Source organism: Paraburkholderia phytofirmans OLGA172, from assembly GCF_001634365.1.
Taxonomy (GTDB): domain Bacteria; phylum Pseudomonadota; class Gammaproteobacteria; order Burkholderiales; family Burkholderiaceae; genus Paraburkholderia.
This window is the reverse complement of record NZ_CP014579.1, coordinates 258,690-275,933: the sequence shown is the minus strand read 5'-3', so window position 1 is coordinate 275,933 and position 17,244 is coordinate 258,690. Positions and strand designations below refer to the sequence as shown.

The 17,244-nt window shown below is 56.6% G+C and carries 13 protein-coding genes and 1 pseudogene; 6 read left to right on the top strand and 8 right to left on the bottom strand.

Annotated features, from left to right (window positions below; translation table 11 throughout):
- Window positions 1-375: 375 nt before the first annotated feature.
- Window positions 376-1,062: a TetR/AcrR family transcriptional regulator gene (locus AYM40_RS21610; RefSeq protein WP_063498321.1), complete on the bottom strand. Its 687-nt coding sequence runs from the start codon at window positions 1,060-1,062 to the stop codon at window positions 376-378.
- Between the two features lie 83 nt (window positions 1,063-1,145).
- Here AYM40_RS21610 and AYM40_RS21605 point away from each other — a divergent pair.
- Window positions 1,146-1,531: pseudogene (locus tag AYM40_RS21605) on the top strand (IS6 family transposase); the annotation flags it as partial.
- An 83-nt stretch (window positions 1,532-1,614) separates the two neighbouring features.
- Here AYM40_RS21605 and AYM40_RS21600 read toward each other — a convergent pair.
- The 7 genes from AYM40_RS21600 to AYM40_RS21570 all read right to left on the bottom strand — a co-directional run bounded on the left by AYM40_RS21600 (window position 1,615) and on the right by AYM40_RS21570 (window position 11,110).
- Window positions 1,615-2,430 carry an SDR family NAD(P)-dependent oxidoreductase gene (locus AYM40_RS21600; RefSeq protein ID WP_063498320.1) on the bottom strand — a complete coding sequence of 272 codons (816 nt, stop codon included), beginning with the start codon at window positions 2,428-2,430 and terminating at the stop codon, window positions 1,615-1,617.
- Window positions 2,431-2,543: 113 nt separating this feature from the next.
- Window positions 2,544-3,584, bottom strand: a complete 1,041-nt coding sequence (locus AYM40_RS21595) for a VOC family protein (RefSeq protein ID WP_063498319.1) — start codon at window positions 3,582-3,584, stop codon at window positions 2,544-2,546.
- Window positions 3,585-3,749: 165 nt separating this feature from the next.
- On the bottom strand, window positions 3,750-4,712 hold the full coding sequence (locus AYM40_RS21590) for an alpha/beta fold hydrolase (RefSeq protein ID WP_063498318.1): 963 nt from the start codon (window positions 4,710-4,712) through the stop codon (window positions 3,750-3,752).
- An 89-nt stretch (window positions 4,713-4,801) separates the two neighbouring features.
- Entirely contained in the window at window positions 4,802-6,058 is a 1,257-nt protein-coding gene (locus AYM40_RS21585; protein WP_063498317.1) for a DUF1329 domain-containing protein, read from the bottom strand.
- A gap of 19 nt (window positions 6,059-6,077) precedes the next feature.
- The gene (locus AYM40_RS21580) at window positions 6,078-7,670 is read right to left on the bottom strand and encodes a DUF1302 family protein (RefSeq protein ID WP_236721054.1); all 1,593 of its coding nucleotides are present in this window, start codon (window positions 7,668-7,670) and stop codon (window positions 6,078-6,080) included.
- Between the two features lie 26 nt (window positions 7,671-7,696).
- Window positions 7,697-10,099, bottom strand: coding sequence for an efflux RND transporter permease subunit (locus AYM40_RS21575; protein ID WP_063498315.1), 2,403 nt, complete (start codon window positions 10,097-10,099; stop codon window positions 7,697-7,699).
- A 51-nt stretch (window positions 10,100-10,150) separates the two neighbouring features.
- The gene (locus tag AYM40_RS21570) at window positions 10,151-11,110 is read right to left on the bottom strand and encodes a WD40/YVTN/BNR-like repeat-containing protein (protein WP_063498314.1); all 960 of its coding nucleotides are present in this window, start codon (window positions 11,108-11,110) and stop codon (window positions 10,151-10,153) included.
- Window positions 11,111-11,745: 635 nt separating this feature from the next.
- Between AYM40_RS21570 and AYM40_RS21565 the strand changes: the two genes are divergently transcribed.
- The 5 genes from AYM40_RS21565 to AYM40_RS21545 all read left to right on the top strand — a co-directional run bounded on the left by AYM40_RS21565 (window position 11,746) and on the right by AYM40_RS21545 (window position 17,225).
- Window positions 11,746-12,663 carry a LysR substrate-binding domain-containing protein gene (locus AYM40_RS21565; protein ID WP_063498313.1) on the top strand — a complete coding sequence of 306 codons (918 nt, stop codon included), beginning with the start codon at window positions 11,746-11,748 and terminating at the stop codon, window positions 12,661-12,663.
- A gap of 200 nt (window positions 12,664-12,863) precedes the next feature.
- Window positions 12,864-14,297, top strand: a complete 1,434-nt coding sequence (gene leuC / locus AYM40_RS21560) for a 3-isopropylmalate dehydratase large subunit (protein ID WP_082855232.1) — start codon at window positions 12,864-12,866, stop codon at window positions 14,295-14,297.
- Complete coding sequence (gene leuD, locus AYM40_RS21555; RefSeq protein ID WP_063498312.1) at window positions 14,297-14,935, top strand: 3-isopropylmalate dehydratase small subunit; 639 nt, start codon at window positions 14,297-14,299, stop codon at window positions 14,933-14,935. The genes leuC and leuD overlap by 1 nt, the downstream gene beginning before the upstream one ends.
- An 80-nt stretch (window positions 14,936-15,015) precedes the next feature.
- Window positions 15,016-16,233 carry a CaiB/BaiF CoA transferase family protein gene (locus tag AYM40_RS21550; RefSeq protein WP_063498311.1) on the top strand — a complete coding sequence of 406 codons (1,218 nt, stop codon included), beginning with the start codon at window positions 15,016-15,018 and terminating at the stop codon, window positions 16,231-16,233.
- Window positions 16,230-17,225 carry a hydroxymethylglutaryl-CoA lyase gene (locus AYM40_RS21545; RefSeq protein WP_063498310.1) on the top strand — a complete coding sequence of 332 codons (996 nt, stop codon included), beginning with the start codon at window positions 16,230-16,232 and terminating at the stop codon, window positions 17,223-17,225. The genes AYM40_RS21550 and AYM40_RS21545 overlap by 4 nt, the downstream gene beginning before the upstream one ends.
- Window positions 17,226-17,244: the final 19 nt, after the last annotated feature.

Genomic DNA, 17,244 nt, shown 5'->3' with positions numbered 1-17,244 from the left:
CACCAAGCCACTGCTTAGTGACCGGTTGACCGCGCCTCTCACATGCCGGCCCGGTATGATTGCCAGAAACCCCGTCAGGTGGCGGAGTTCCACTTGGGCCTTTACCAGCTTCGACTTCGGGTCTTGTGCCCTTTGTTCCTCAGCAAACGGGTGAAAGGCTTTAGGTTGGGGCAATCGAGGCCCGTCCTATGGTCGATCGAGAGGGGCGCGGCATCAGGAACAATTCCGTCACACATGCCGCCAGACGCAGCGCCCCGACTACCGACCACCGACTGCCGACGCCCCGTCAGACGCCGACGTGCAAAATCGCACCGCAGGAGTACGACAGCGCACGATTCGAAAGCAAAGAGTTCCTGATGCTTCGGTCCTGAACTTCTACGTGAACACGACTCGCTCAATCAGCTTCCAATAGCGATTCACCGCCTTGGAATCGTCGACCGAGAAACCCATTGTTTCGCTCATCTCTCCTTTCAAGGAAGAGAGTACAGAAGTCATCCCAATGAGCATGTAATACAGCAGGTTAGGGTCCGCCTTGATCAATGCACCGTCTGCCTGTGCCGCACGAATCTGCGGCAGGATGCGTTCTCTCGTCTTCAGGAGCACGTTTTCCAGCAGCCAGGCGAGTCTCGGGCTACTCACGTGATTCTCCCGCAGCAAGAAATGATGGAAGGCCGTATGTTCGATTGTAAACTGAAGGAAAGTACGAAACTCCTCACGTACCCTGTCTGCAGCGGACATCTGCGAATCAACTGGAATCGCCTTATTCCACTTTACCTCGATTTGCGCGAAAGCATCCTCGGCGACGGCACGCCAGAGAGCATCCTTCGTGCGAAAGTGATAGGTGATGAGCGTGTATTCCAAGCCAGCCCGATCGCCAATATGACGCATGCTAGCCCCGTCAAAACCGCGCTCCGCAAATTCGTTCAACGCGGCGTCCATGATTGACCGACGAGTCTCTATCGCGCGCGTCTGTTCGCGCCGATTCTCATTGCGCCGACGTCCGACTGCTGGTGGCGCCGCCGCGTCCGTAGGCGGCTCTTTAACTTTAGTTGCCTTGATCATGCAAGTTCCAATGACGTCGTGCAGAAGTCTTTCAGGCACTATCAGGTTAATGGGGAGACGGCCACCGCCTCCGTACCGTCGTCATCAGCTGCGCGGTTCGCTGGTATTTGCGGTCCAGCCTGAGCCTGCGCGACGTCGAGAAATTGTTGCTCGAGCGTGGTGTCGTGGTCACGTACGAAACGATCCGCTGCTGGTGCGGCAAATTCGGCGCTGGATTCGCCCATTGCGCCAAAGCGGCGCGGCGCCAACCGGGCAACATATGGCATCTGGACGAGATGTTCATGACGCTACGCGGCGAGCCGTATCTGTTGTGGCGAGCGGTCGACGAGCATGATGCCGAACTCAACGTGCTGGTGCAAAAGCGGCGCGACAAGGCTGCCGCAAAACGCTTCTTCCGGAGGGTGCTGCGTTCAAACCGGTGCCGCGCAGGATCGTTACCGACCAGCTGCGCAGCTATCCGGCGGTGAAGCCTGCGCCCGCAAACTTGACAGAGCCTCTGCGACTAATGGTTGGTCGTCGCAACCTTATGGTCAATGAGACTTTTGCCTCCACTCAATGAGGCGTGAAGCCGCCCTTGGCTGACCAACCGCCATCCACGGTAAGGTTCGCGCCAGTGACGAACGAGGATTCGTCAGAAGCGAGATACAGCCCAGCGAAGGCGACATCGGCCGTGCGACCGGTGCGTGCAAGCATTGGCCAGCCGTTGAAGCAAGAGTTGAACTCCTTGCTGGTTTCCAGCAGCGCTTGCGTAACCGGTGTGACGATGGGCCCCGGAGATATGGAGTTGGCCCGAATCCAATGCGGCGCACCCTCAAGCGCGAGTTGGCGGGTGAAGCCAATGATGCCACTCTTGCCCGTTGCGTGCGCGGCTGCGCCGAGGAACTCCGACCCCCTCATGCCGGAGACCGACGCGATGTTGATGATCGACCCACCGCCCCGCGTAACGAGATGCGACCACACCGCGCGCGTGGGAATGAATACGATGTCGAGCTCGTACCGCATCGTCTCGCGCCACTGTTCGAGCGACATCTCGCCGAAAGGCGCAAAATGCGTATGCCCCGCGTTGTTGTAGAGGATATCGATAGCCCCATGGCGCGCCGCCGCCTCGTCGATCCAAGCCTTGACTTCGGCCTCGTCGGCGGCGTTGACCTGTGCAATCTCCACGTTGAGCGACTGCTCGGACACGATCTTTTTCGTCGCTTCCACGCCCTTAGGGTTGATCTCACAGGCGACAACCGTTGCGCCCGCCTGTGCGAAGAGCAGCGCCGCCGCCTGGCCCTGACCGCCGCCCGCGCCGGTTACTACCGCGACCTTGCCAGCCAGCCGTCCCGCAACCGAAGCGCTGCTGAAGCTCCCATCGTTTTTCATACCATTAACTCCCTTCCACTGTAACTAGATTTACTCTTGAGGTCCGCTTTAGCCTGCAGCAAGACACAACCGCAAGAGACTGGAATCACTCAACCTGATTGTCGGTAGAGCCCTTAAGCGTCCAACCCGAGAAAGGGCTTGGATGCAACGAATCCCCACTCAGCGTCGATCGCTTCGGGTAACGAAATAATCTCCACTGCACGATTTGGTTCTGTCAGATAGGTAACCAGCGACCCATCCCCCTCGAATGGCGGCGTCGTGTGTATGTCGAACGCACGAATTCGCTGCACGAGTGCCTCGATTGTTGCAATGTCCCGGGAGCCGAGTGCAACGTTCATAACGCCCTGATCGCAGATTTGGTGGTCCGCAGGTTTTGGTCGTCCGTTTGGCTCCGCGTAATGCACCACCTCAACTCGGACCTGACCACTTTCGACGACAAATCCATCAACCTTTGCGCCGGCGAGGCCCCAGAGCGCTTCATGCTCTGGTCCGTGCAAGCTGTCCCGAGATGTAAGAGCAAAACCTAGTACCTCCCCATAGAACGTGCGAGCATCTTCAAGGTCGGCCACGGAAAAGCTCGCATAGACCACGGCTGCGTCGGGACTATTACTACGATTCGTGCCAGCCTCATGGGGAAATTCCACGACCTCTACGATTGCCCCGACAAATGGATCACGGAATGCGAGACGACGTGTTCCATTCGCGTCCGTCAATTCTCCGAGGGGTGTAATGCCCCAGAGTGCCAGTCCTGTCCGCACAGAGTCGATATCGGACACTGAAATGCCAAACCGTGTCCAGCCGTGATCACATGGCCGCCAGTTAGCAGGCTGAAGCCTTTGTTCGGGGCGGGTATGCTGAAATATCTCGAGCTGAAAGAATTTCTGCCGCCCGACGAGCCACCACATCATTCCGCGTGCGCTGGAGTCAAGACCCTGTAACTGCATGGGACCGCCCCATATCGGTATTCCCCCTCCGTTCACAAAACCGAATATTTCCGCATAGAAGCGAAGCGAACCCGGTAGGTCAATTGTGTTCAGTGCAATCTGAATCAAGGAAACAGCACTGTCCGATTTCACAGCTTCCATCTGCTCTACCTCGCTTTGAACGTCAGTCGATACCAGGGTTATCTTTACTGTGTTCCAGAGTACGACCATAGCGTCACGAGTGACGGAGGTAATCGAACTCCAGTCCGCATAAATGCCACGCCCAACGGAACGGCGCCGCCCTCCTAATCTTGTCGACCACCTTGCCGCCGCCGCAGGCACGCGGGCGGGTCCTGCCAACGTCATCGTTAATGAATAGCGCCATAGAGACCTTGCCTAGATGTAGCTGTCACCGTAAGGCGCGAAGAAGTCCTGTAGCGATTTGAGAGTAGCTTCTGGCTTCTCTTCGGCAGGGTAATGACCGGCACCGGCAATAATCGCTGACTGCACGTCCTCGGCTACGGTCCTTAGCTCAGCCTCGACGAGGCCGCCGCAGCACAGTTCGCCAGCGAAAGCCAACACCGGCAAGGTAAGCTTGCCCCTCGTGAGCCGCTCGCGATTCTGAGGGATTGATTCGTCGATGGCCCGGTAATAGTCGAAGCTGGCGCGCAATGCTTGCGAGTCGCGCTTGAGTTGCTCAATGTAAAAGGATTGGGCGTAGGCTGGAACCGCATTAGGCGACCCGGCTTTGCTGGCAAATTGATGGCCAAAATAGATTTCCTCACGACCCTCCACCAGACGTTCGTTGACCTCGCGAGCACGGTTGAAATTGAAATGCCAAAGCAAGTCGCTCAGCCAGCGATCGTCCGAAAGCAACGGTGGAGAATCTGATACGCCCGGAATAATTGCTTCGCCCAAAGCGATGCGCTCGATTCGGCCCGGCTGGTCAGCAGCCATCGCGAAGCCTGTCCACATGCCGATATCGTGGCCAGCCATGGCGAAATGCTCATAACCGAGGGTATCCATCAACGCAAACATGTCGGCCGACAGGGTCCTGGAGTCGTAGCCGCTGGTCGGCTTATCCGAAAGACCCACGCCGCGTGGATCGACCGCGATAACGGTGAATGACTGTGCAAGCGGCAACATCATGTACCGCCAGGCGAACCAGTTCTGCGGCCACCCGGCGAGCAGTAAAAGCGGAGCGCCCTTTCCGCCTATGACTGCGTGCAGGTTGAGGCCATTTGCCGGGACGAAATAGCTTTCGAATACGTCAGTGAAGCCGAGTGGCAGCTTAGGTACATCGTGAACAGAACCGTAGCCGACAGCATGCTTCAGGGTGTCAATCCCAAGGCGAGTCATAGCGAACCCTCTTTGTAACGGCCGCACATAAAAGACATATACACATTTCCTCCCGGCGTTTAGCACACGAGCGCCGTAGCGTCAGTGGCTTACTTCGCCAACTGCTCAAGGTTGCTCAGCGACCAGTGGTCTTCCGTTATGCCAACAGGGTCCGAACGGCCCATAATCGGAACAATCGACGCGTGACGCGCCTTGAAGTCGATAACGCCGAAGCCAGTGTAGATCAGCACTTTCTGACCACCATCCGATACACCGGAGCGCATCTGGGACATCGTGAACTTCCAGAACTCGCCTTTCTTGTCGTAATTTTCTGAGTACCACGGCCGGAAGGTGTCTACGTCGACGTACATGACGCGTTTGCTATACGGATGCTCGTCCGGCGGCGTCGCCTCAATGACGTAAACTTCGCGAGGTTGCCACTTTTCGACGGGGTTCCAGTACGGGGCATTTTTCAGATCAACAGTGGGGAATTCGTCAACTGTTCCCGACTTGGACGCGACACGGTTGTCCTTCCTCCCGTCAGACACTGCCAATATCCAGCGCTTGCCAACCACCTTAAAATTCTTGTACCAACTCGGCCGTGCGTTGAATACGTTGTTGTCGTCGCCGAGGATGTCCGAACCACCGATGGGATCCATCCACGCGCCGCCCGACAGCCTGCGCGCGCGCCGTGCAGATTTCAGATACGCCCAGGTATCCTCGAATTTGGCTGAATCTGAACGAACAGTGAATGTCCCGATACCCTTGATGTCTTCCGGGTACTGGGCCAGCAAGAACGTTTTGGCCGCCACCGATCCATCGCCCACGACAGGTTGTTTGTCCAGCAGCCTGTTCTTGAAGTAATACCGCTGATAGATCCATGCTTGCTTGGTCTCCAGGCCGCTGCTGCCGTTGACCCCAAGAATGAACGAATCGTTGTAGACAACGTCGCCTTCGCGTGGCGCGTAGTAGAAGTTCCACATAATCTTGAAGCCCGCGTCCGGATCACTCGCCTGGATGTCAGGGAACGGCACGCCGGCCACATAGCCTGTGACTTCCTTGGTTTTGGAATCGAACTTCACTTGATTCGAATAGGCTTTCGTCGCCTCGACGAGGCGCGGCTCCACCGGAATAGGTTTGGCATGGTCGAGAGTGAGCTTCAGGTTCCAGTTGCGTATCTGCCACTCAACCTTGTCGGTAAGCAGGCTCGCAATAGTATGTCCGTCGAACGTGTCGTTCTTTACCGCATCAATGTTTGATTTATCAACAACGGTACCTGCTGGAACCTCCGCCGCAATCGCCCCGGTCGCTGCAACCAGCAGCGATAGGGAAACGAGTTGACGGGCAACCTTGTGAAACTTATTCATCGTATGTCTCCGTGTCGAGTCAGAACTGATATGTCGCTCGAATCATGAATTGATCGTTGTTGGCAAAGCCGCCAAGCGGAGCTGTCGATTGCTCGATCTGGCCGGGATACTTCTGGTGCCTTGGAAAAAAGATGTCGGCCTCGGCCACGAACCGCCAATGATTACCAACCTTATATTCGACGCTGGGAATGACGAACGCGTCGCCATTGCTTATGTCCAAGCCTGCCGCAAGTCCTGGGTTGAGCCGGCTATTCATGTAGTTCAAGGTAAAAAAGCCGGTTAGAAGCGTAGTGTGCTGCTTCGCCTTCTTCCCAAATCCGGCCTGGTAGACCAGATCGTCCGAATCGTGGAAGTTCTGGATCCACGTATCGAACAACTGGAGCGACGCGAGGGTATCTTCGCTCGTACCCAGTAGCTGCATGAGGCGAAGCTGCTTGTCGATCCGCAGAGACGAAACAACCACGTCCTTCGTTATCACCCCCCCAAATCCGGGCAGCGCCCCATTCAAAAAATTGCTTCCGACGTTGTAGGCAACATTGTTCTGATAGGCCACTTCTGCCGCCACAACCGAGTCAATTGCAGGAATCTCATTGCTGATACTGGCGCCGAACACATTCATCTTCGGAAAGATGAAGTCCCCGAGAGTTCCTTTTGGTTTCTGTCCCCACGGCACGAACGCCGAGTTCACGATCGGGTCCGGGTGATAAGTGTTCAAATAGGAAATCGCGTAATTGGCGGAGCCAAGAATACCCGTCCATCGCACTCCACCACTGACGTCATTTTCATTGGCGTACCGACTGCGATAGTTTGTCGTTAAAGCACCAGGAGCAAGGAAATCAGCGCCTTTGTTCGGTTGCTCCGCCCAACGACCACCAGACAGATCGTATGTGTTACCAATGTCAGTGAGTTGGTCAATACCAGGCCGGATTAACACCTGCAGAGAGCCCTGCAGCGCGGGAATGTCGAAGTTCCCATTTGCCATGATGAGCGGCTTTCTCAGTTCGTCGTTGTCTCGTTCGATGAACGAACGCCACCGAAAGTCGTAGCCGTTAATCAGATCAGTCGGGTGAAAGAAGTCTGTCTCGCCCCAAGCCACCTCCTGCTTACCCAGGCGGAAATGCACACGTGGCCCAACGTCAAAGTCAACATAGTACTCACGAAGCTGGGTTTGGTCGTAGAACCCTAGCATGCTGCTACCGGGGCCGCCTGGAGAATTCGCTCGGACTTGATCCTGCAATTGCTTTTCGTAGGGTGTAAGTACTTCGCGATCTGCTCGGCCGACAACTGTCCATTGAAACGGCCCCGTCTTGGCGTTCGCGTCGAGTTCGACAGATCCGCGCAACATTGACAGCTCACCCTGCCCCCCTCCAGTTTCCGGGTGATTCTGCAGATTCATCGACGCCCAGGTTCGGACGAATCCCCCCATCTTGAAAGAGTATTCATTTGATGAGAGATCGGTGGTTGGGTCAGGCACCGAATCAGCCGAAAATGCATAACCCGAGAAACCTGACGCAGCCAACAGCACCGCGATCCTCGCCGAACTGCGTTTGCTTCCCCTTAATCTCCCCATCATTCCTCCAGTAGTCCTATTTATATTGATAAGATTGAACATGTGTCGAAAAAGCCACCGCAAACTCACTACAAATTCTGCTCCCGTTTCAGACCGTACACCTTGCGCGGAACTACAGGCGCCTGATGGTGTGACGTGCCGACCACGAATTTTGGACGGAAGACATAGACCATCGCTGGCATGATGAATAACGCGCTCGCAGCGGAGATGGCCAGCCAAATTGCCATCAGCGTCGCCATTTCCGCCTGAAATCTGAGCGAAGAGAAGCTCCACAGCACGACGCTCACAATCAAGGTCGAGGCTGTGATGAGTACGCCACGCCCTGCAGTGTTCAGCGAGCGCGTGATGGCTCGCGTCAGATCGTTGTGGCCGTGATGGTGGAGGTCTTCCTTGATTCCGTCGACGATATAGAATGCATAGTCAACGCCAAGCCCTATCCCAAGCGCAGCCACAGGGACTGTGTTGATGTTCATGCCGATGCCTTTGGCCGCCATGATGCTGAACGTCAGCGTATTGGCAAGCACTACCGGCACCATAAAGAATATGCCGGCTATCATCGAACGATAAGCCAGAGCACAGCAGGCCACTAGCACCAGAAGGGCGAAGGCAATACTTTCCACTTGTCCGGACAACAGTACCTCATTGACCGCAGCAAGTACGCCAACCATTCCGCCAGCAAGTTTGTATTCACCCTGGTCAATCTGGTGCGCCTGTGAAAATTCCTTGATGCGAGCAATTGCAGTACGAATTGTCTGCCCCTGATGATCGCGGAAGAACAGTATCACCGACCCGTTCTGGTATTGAGGGTCGACGAAGCGGTCCATATCACCCGGTTCGGAACCGCTTTGCAGCATGTATGCCAACTCACCGTTCTCCTCCTTGTTCTTTCCGAAGGCCAAATAGCGTGGATTTCCCTCGTGCAATGTCTTGTTGACAACGGGGATGACATCGGCAATGGACAGACTGGCTCCCACTTCTGCCTGCGCACCCATGAACTTCTGGAACTCATTGATGTTGTTCAATACAACAGGATCTTTCAGCGCTCCGGCCTGCGTGCCGGCAAACACCACGAACATCCGGTCGGCTCCCGGGAACCTCCGATTGATCGCCTCGGCATCCTTGTTATAGGCGGATTCCTGCCACAGAATCGGCGATCCCGGATTTGCATCTCCAACCGTTAGGTTGAACGCGTAGACGCCCGAGATAACGAAGATTGCAGCGGCTCCAATCAGGACGGTATAGCGCCAACGCGTAGTTACGATGCGGATGCAGATGTTGAGAATCCGCTGCAAGATCGGTGAAACATCAAGAGGATGTGCATATCGCTTCGGATGCTTGATCCACGACAGTAGAACCGGCGTCAGGACGACTGCGCTCAATGCAATCGTCAAAACCCAAACAGTCCCGATAATTGCAACCTTCTGCATCAGCGCGATAGGCGTCAGCAACACCACGATCATGCAGCCAGCGTCGGCAATGACGCCAAGCATCCCCGGCTTCAACAGTGCCAACATGCTTGCCTTCGCAGCCGCTCTGGCACTCTCTTCGCCCGATGCGATTTCGTCGTCGAACCGTGTTACCAGTTGTACCGAGTGCGAGATCGAGCGGGCCGTAATCAGGAATGCAACTACGATGACCAGCGGATCGACGTTGAAGTGCGCTAACCGCGCCGTGCCGAGTGCCCATATTGCGCTGACGACACCGGCTAACAGCGGGAGCACCGTGCCACGCCAGGTGCGGGCGCTGACAAACAGCAGCACAATCAGGAAGCCAACCGTCAGGAGGAAGATCAGCAGTGTTTCCGGCAGGTAGTGATTAACCCATCCGAACAGTATCGGCGCACCGGTGAGATGCACCTCAACGCCATCACCCTTGACGCTGTTTGCAATTGCGCTGACCTGGCGAAAGGCAGTTTCATAGTTGACAGAACTGTCGTAAAAATCGACCGTAATCAAGGCGGCCTTCAGATCGCGGGAAACATACGACCCGTAGACCAGAGGGCTGTTCATCACAGCATTACGTAGACTCGCTATGTCTTGCTCCGATTGCGGGACGTCAGGCCACATCAACGGTACAAACTCGATGCCGTCTGTCGAACCACGGATGTCCTTGATTTTCTTGGATGCGAGCGAAACAATCTGATACTGGTTGACCCCGTTGACGTGCTGTAACTCACGCGTCACCTTCTGAATTTTTTCCAGTGTCGTCTTATTAAAGATATCGCCCTGCTTCACCTCCAGCATGATGCTAACTATGTTGGAGCCGCCAAAGCTCTGCTTGAAGCGCTCGTGTATCGCAATGTATGGATGCGTGCGGGGCATCAGGTCGTCCAGCTCAGTCTTCATCGAGACCTGAAATGCGAATACGCTCATAAGCGCCGTCACACAGCCGAGAATCGCGACCACCCAAATGCGACGTCGAATACAGAACTCGACGAAGCTCTCCAATGCATTGAAAATCGTGTCCTTCACACTCGTCTCCTGTTCACCGCTCAAAGGCAAAAATCAGCGCTTAGCGAATTCTTATCGTGCGTCAACAACGTCCAGCGAACCGCCTGACGCAAGGTATTGCTGCCCTTCACGGATGATCTTGGTGTGCCATTGACGATTGTCGGGCGATACCCGCGACACCCGCCAGTTCGCGGCCGTCGCATCGCCAATCAGCAGAACACCCCTCTCTCCAACCGCGAGCCATTGCTTTCCATCCCAAGCAAGATCGAACAGGTGAGCGGTAGACGTCGGACGTACAGCTGTCCACGTGTCGCCACCGTCATTAGTTGTGACAACCACGCCATCAACACCGACTGCGACACCGTGCTGCTCGTCGCGGAATGCGATCGCCATGAGGCTGCTCTTCACCGGACTGGCCATGTTGGCCCAACTGTGGCCTGCATCCTTCGACTCGCTGATCCGCCCGAACTCGCCCACCAGCCAGACTCTTTCCCCACCGACAAAGACGTCGTTCCACGCTTTATCTTCTTCGGGCGTCATGCGATTCCATGTCGCGCCGCGATCAGTCGACCGGAGCGCCGCTCCCATTTCACCCACAGTCCATGCGCTGCCATCATCAAAGATTCGCACCCGAACCAGCTTGTTCGCGATTGAAGACAAATTCACTTTGACCGGCGTCCAGGATTGACCGGAATTCCTCGTTACAATGACCGTTCCGGCATCGCCCACCGCCACAGCTTCGCCGCTGCTCCATGCCGCGATGTCCTGCAAATTCGCTGTAGTCGGTGATTGCGTAACTGTCATCGATTGACCGAGGTCAACGGTACGCCAGATCTTTCCTCCGCTTCCCGCGCCCAAGACGACGCCGGATGGCGACGACGCGATGCCGTAGATCAATTCGCCGCGCTGAACCGCAGGAGGCTGGACGCGGCTCGCGCCGACCGTCGGCTTTACAAAAAATGCTGCGTACAGCAAGCCTCCGATAATCACCAGCGGGAGGATTGAGAGCACGGTTCTTGCAAATCGTTGCATGATTTCTACTTGGGTTGGTTGGTAGTCCCGAGTTCAACTGGTCGGGGCAATAGCAAACAGGCGTTCACCCATGACATCACGGCCTTCTCAAGGGACGATATGCGAACCCGCATACATGAAGCACGCCCGGCAACCCTCCTGATAAAGGAGGCTTGGACGAAGTATCCACAGACATTCCACGATCGGGCTAATTTGCGAAGTCTGTGGTCATTCTTGCGCGTTGATGTACTCGTGTCGATGGATGCGCCGTTGTTCCAAGATATAAATGAGCGTTATCAAATAAGGGTTTTCTGGGATCCCATGAGTTCGGGTTAACGCTTGCTTCAAGAGATTTTTTCTTAGGTTCGCAAGACGCTGCAGCGTCGCAATTAGATCAAATCTTGCCCCGTCAAAGACACCTTCCTGTGACGCGGTAGACGTACCAAGCGGACCCGTCTTTAAGCGTCGGTTTTCAAGATTGGCACTTGCCTCAACGGAAATTTTTCCATCAATCTTCAAAGGACTAAGGAGACCAAATCTGACAACTAATCGATTCCCTTCGAAATCAAATTCTCATCGTTCTCTGTGGCTTTCAAAAAACTCTCTCTGCAAACAGCAGTCATAATTGGTGCGTTGCCAACGCCAGAGCATTGAACATGAATCTGCATCGGTTGGACCTGGTTTCATTGTCGCTTTTCACGTTAATCGTGAGGAGCGGGAGCATAAGTAAGGGCGCACACCTCGCACACCTCGCCGTTGCCGCAGCTAGCAAACGCGTCGCCGATCTCGAGGCAGCGGTAGGAACCGAGCTTTTCGAGCGCCACTCGCGTGGCATCACGCTCACTGCTGCAGGCGACGCACTGCATCGCCACGCACAACGTATCCTCGGTGACGTTGATCTGCTCGCAGCGGATCTGTCTGACTACGCCGCCGGTGTCTTTGGTGTTGTCAAATTGTGGGCAAACACCTCTGCCATCACCCAGTTCCTGCCGACCGAAATAGCCGCCTTCACAGCTGCAAACCCCGACATTCGCATAGAACTGGAGGAACAGAATAGCGAGCTGGTCACCATGGCCGTGGCCAATGGCCGTGCGGATTTCGGCATATTCGCTGATGGGATACCGACACTTGGGCTACAGACCATTCCTTATCGGAAGGACAGGCTGGCACTTGTCGTCCCTTATGAGCATCCGCTTGCGGCTAAGAAGTCAATCTCCTTCGACGAAGCGCTTGATTTCGACTTTGTCAGCCTCGCGCGTGAGACTTCACTTGCAGAGCGACTTGAGCTTGCGACGAAATCCGCCGGCAAGCGGCTAAAGCTCCGAATTCAGGTGCGCAGTTTCGACGCCATGTGCCTCATGGTGGCGGCAGGTCTCGGAGTTGCCGTGCTGCCTGAAGCTGCGGTACGCCCTCACCTACGTTCTATGGGCTTACGAAAGATCAAACTGACAGAGCCTTGGGCAGAGCGCCAGTTGATGATCGGCGCGCGCGATCTCACCGCACTGCAAAAACCCGCGCGACTGCTCATAGGACATCTGGTTGGCGACGCGCCTGGCGCGATAAGTCCAGATTAGAGCCTAGGTATTTTCCCCATCCGGCTTTCGTATTTCGCGAAGGCTCGTTCTGAAATAACCGGATTCCTGCGGCGCGTCTTGACGCGGACAATTGCCTGACCCGTCCCCGGTCCGGTGCACCGTTAATACCGCGTCCGGTCTGCTGATACGGCGAGATGCATGCGGCCAAAAGGGCACCTCAGATTATCCGGAGATACAGAATGGAACACATGAATCCGCCCCGCACGCTTTTTGACAAGCTGTGGCAACGGCATGTCGTTACCGAGACCGTCGGTGGCCCCTCACTGCTCTATGTCGACCGTCACCTCGTCTATGAAGTGACCAGCCCCCAAGCCTTCGAGGCACTTCGAATATCGGGCCGAAAGGCCTGGCGCCCGGAGACTGTATTGGCGGCGGCCGACCACAATGTGCCTACTATCGCGTCTGAACGGGTGAGCGTCGATTCGATTGCAGACCCGATGTCACGAATCCAGGTCAGACAACTCGACATCAATTGCAACGAGTTCGGCATCACCGCCTACGGCCTGACCAACCCAAACCAGGGAATCATTCACGTCGTGGGCCCTGAGCAGGGCGCGACACTGCCAGGCATGACAGTTGTGGCAGGTGATTCCCACACGAGCACCCACGGCGCTTTCGCAGCGCTGGCGTTTGGGGTTGGCACTTCTGAGGTAGAGCATGTGCTGGCGACCCAATGTCTATCGGTCGCGAAGATGAAATCAATGCTCGTGCGCGTCGACGGTCAGCTGCCCGACGGCGTCACTGCAAAAGATCTGGTCCTCTCGTTGATTGGACAGATCGGTACCGCCGGCGGCACCGGCTATGCAATCGAATTTTCAGGCGCAGCCATTCAGGCGTTGTCGATGGAAGGACGGATGACGTTGTGCAACATGGCGATAGAGGCAGGTGCCCGTGTCGGCCTGATAGCTGTTGACGATACAACCATAGACTACATAAATGGACGCAGATTTGCCCCGCGCGAGGAAAACTGGGACGCGGCCGTCGCCTACTGGCGCACGCTGGTCAGTGACGAAGGTGCGCACTTCGACAAGGTTGTGGAGATTGATGCCGGGAAAGTGCAACCGATGGTGACCTGGGGGACGTCCCCCGAGATGGTCACTACCGTCGACGGTCACGTTCCCTATCCGTCGGATGAACAGGACCCTGTCAAGCGAGCGGACATGCTGCGAGCCCTTGCCTACATGCACCTTGAGCCTGGCACTCCGGTCCAGACCATTGCGCTCGACAAGGTATTCATTGGCTCGTGCACGAACGGCCGCATAGAAGACCTACGTGCAGCTGCCGCAGTTGCGAAGGGCAAGCGAGTCGCGTCTAACGTCCACCTCGCACTTGTCGTCCCGGGATCGGGACTCGTTAAGGCTCAGGCAGAGGCCGAGGGGCTTGACGTCGTGTTCAAGGAAGCCGGTTTCGAATGGCGTGAGCCCGGCTGCTCAATGTGCCTGGGAATGAATGACGACCGCCTTGGTCCGGGCGAGCGTTGTGCTTCCACGTCGAATAGAAATTTCGAGGGTCGACAGGGACCCGGGGGGCGCAGCCATCTCGTGAGTCCGGCGATGGCGGCTGCCGCCGCTATTGCCGGGCACTTCGTCGACGTTCGCAAGAGAGGTTCGTAATGCAGCCGTTTACCCAAGTTAATTCGCCAATGGCACCGCTCGACCGAGCGAACGTTGACACAGACGCGATCCTGCCGAAGCAGTTCATGAAATCAATTCGTCGCAGCGGGTTTGGAATTAACCTGTTCGACGAGTGGCGCTATCTGGATCATGGCGAACCAGGGCAGGATGCGTCAACCCGGCAGATCAATCCCGAGTTCGTGCTGAACCTCGCACGCTACCAAGGCGCCCAGGTGCTACTGACGCGTGACAACTTCGGCTGCGGCTCCAGTCGCGAGCACGCCCCGTGGGCCTTGTCGGATTTCGGCATTCGTGCATTGATAGCACCGAGCTTCGCCGATATCTTCTATGGCAACTGTTTCAAGAACGGCATTTTGCCAATCGTGCTGGAAGCTGCGACGGTACAGCATCTGTTCGACCTGGCGGAGAACCATCCTGGGCTTCGGATAACGGTGGATCTCGCATCTCAGCAAGTCGTTCCAGAAGGCTCAGATGCCATTGCGTTCGAAATAGATGCCGAACGCAAGCACCGACTGCTTCATGGCCTGGACGACGTCACATTGACGCTCCAGCAGGCAGATCGGATACGGGCATACGAACAGGCGCGCCGTATCGATGAGCCGTGGCTTTTCGGTTGAACTCCGGAAGCGCAAGCGTCCGTCAAGCATATGTTTCGCGCGCATCACGAACCACAGAAACGTCGAGGAAATTCCCGAACATGAGTGCCCAACTTCCCCTCCCAACCTCCCCAGCCGCGCTCCAAGGAGTTCGCGTGATTGAAATGGGTCAGCTTATTGCCGGCCCGTTTGCCGCCAAAACCCTTGGCGAATTCGGCGCGGATGTGATCAAGATTGAGTCTCCCGGGGCAGGTGACCCACTGCGCAACTGGAGAATGATGAAGGATGGCACGTCTGTCTGGTGGCAAGTCCAATCGAGGAACAAGCGCTCGATTGCACTCGACCTGCGCACGGAGGAAGGGCAGGAGATCGCTCGCAAGTTGATAGCGGACGCCGATGTGCTGATTGAAAACTTCCGCCCTGGAACGCTCGAAGGCTGGGGTTTGGGGTACGAACAGCTTTCGGCAATCAACCCTCGGCTGATCATGCTGCGCGTCTCCGGGTACGGGCAGACCGGCCCGTACCGTGACCTACCCGGTTTCGGTGTTATCGGCGAAGCAATGGGTGGCCTGCGTCATCTTACTGGTGAGCCAGGGCGCGTCCCCGTTCGCTGCGGCATTTCGATAGGCGACACGCTCGCGGCGCTGCACGGGACGATCGGCGTTCTGACGGCGCTGTATCACCGTGATGTCAACGGCGGCAAGGGACAGGTTATCGACGTCGCGCTGCACGAAGCGGTATTCAATGTGATGGAAAGTCTCATTCCTGAACACAGCGCGTTCGGCGCCGTCCGCGATGCGGCGGGCAGCGCATTGCCCGGCATTGCACCGTCGAATGCGTATAGATGCGTAGACGGCTTTGTTCTGATTGCCGGAAACGGTGACAGCATCTTCAGACGGTTGATGGTGGCTATCGGCCGCGAAGACCTCGGATCAGAGTCAGATCTCGCGAACAATGCGGGGCGCGTTGCGCGCGTGGCTGAGCTGGACCTGGCTATCGAGACGTGGACTGTCAAACGTACAGTCGCAACTGCCCTCAAGGTACTCACGGCAGCAGGCGTCCCGGCCGGCAAGGTCTATACGGCCAAGGACATCGCGGAAGACCCACACTATCGGGCGCGCGACATGATATTGCGTCAAGTGACACGGGACGGCGACGCAATCGACGTTCCGGGAATCGTTCCGAAATTGACCGGCACGCCAGGCTCCATCCGGTCCTCAGCGCCTAAGCTTGGCGACGACACGAACGAGGTGCTGCGCCAAATCGGGCTATCGGATCAGGAGATATCCGATCTCCGCGCAAAAGGAGCCGTAGCATGAGCAGCTGGAACGGTAACCATCAACGAATTTACATGAATGAAGTCGGCCCTCGAGACGGCCTTCAGGCCGAAGCAGCCTTCGTTCCGACCGCAGAGAAGATTAGCCTCGTTAATGCTCTGTCCCGAACCGGTCTGAACAAAATCGAGGTTACTGCGTTCGTTTCCGCGCAGGCCATCCCTGCCCTGCGCGACGCCGAAATCGTCATGCGCGAAATTGAACGAGCACCCGGCGTCAAATACGCGGCGCTTGTACCAAACGCGCGAGGCGCAGAGCGGGCCATTGACGGACACGCGGACGAACTGAATCTGGTGATGTCCGCCAGTGAAAGTCACAATCTTTCTAATCTCCGCATGACCAGAGAGCAGTCATATCGTAGTCTTCAGCAGGTTTCCCGCCTTGCAGACGCTGTGAAGATTCCGGTCAACATCTCGCTATCTTGCGCGTTCGGCTGTCCGATGGAAGGCGATGTTTCCGAGGAAACGGTGCTTGAATGGTCGAGCCGTTTCATCGAAGAAACAGGCGCGCACGGCGTAACGCTTTGCGATACAACGGGTATGGCTTATCCAGGTCAGGTAGCGCGGCTGACGGAGCTGTTTGCACGGCGCTGGCCTGGCATCGAGCTAACACTGCACTTTCACAACACGCGTGGAATGGGTCTCGCGAACGTTCTCGCGGCAATCGACTCTGGTGCGAGCCGCTTCGATGCCTCGGTCGGCGGAATTGGCGGATGCCCTTATGCGCCGGGGGCCAGCGGGAATGTCTGCAGCGAGGAGATCGTGCATGCGCTTGAACTGATGGGCTACGACACCGGCGTGAATCTCGAAGCGTTGACTCTGGCGTCGACCCGCCTGCCCTCGCTGCTGGGTCACGACATTCCGAGCCAGATTGTCAAAGCAGGGAGACGACTTGATTTGCACCCTGCCCCGCCGGACCTTCCCGCCATACGGGAACGCGCGGTGAACCGCGAACGGCTGCCCGAGACACGCCGTTAATTGCTTACCCTTCGTCAGC